We start from the raw sequence: 239 nt of genomic DNA, 5'->3' as shown, positions 1-239 counted from the left end.
CCACCACCGACCATGAAGCTTGGCCAATGCCCTTGGCCGGCAAGCAAGGCCTGAATCAGGTTCCAGATATCTCGCAGCGGTCCTTGGCTGTCCACCGACAGGCCGAACAGCTTGGGCAGTTGGCTGATCAACACCGTGAGGGCGATTCCGTTCATGTACCCATAGCGGATCGGCTTGGACAGCAACTCGGTGATGAAGCCCAGGCGCAGCAGCCCGGCAATTACACAGAACGCCCCGGC

Annotated in this window: 1 protein-coding gene; it reads right to left on the bottom strand. The window is 60.7% G+C overall.

Features of this window, described 5'->3' with window-relative positions; genetic code table 11:
• Positions 1-239, bottom strand: a 239-nt coding sequence (locus tag SB765_RS33310; protein ID WP_410932994.1) for a SulP family inorganic anion transporter, incomplete at both ends; no start/stop codon positions are given.

Origin of the sequence: Pseudomonas sp. SIMBA_067, assembly GCF_046534675.1 — a bacterium.
Taxonomy (GTDB): Bacteria; Pseudomonadota; Gammaproteobacteria; order Pseudomonadales; family Pseudomonadaceae; genus Aquipseudomonas; species Aquipseudomonas putida.
Note: the sequence above shows the minus strand (reverse complement) of the source record. Positions and strands in the feature narration are given on the sequence as shown.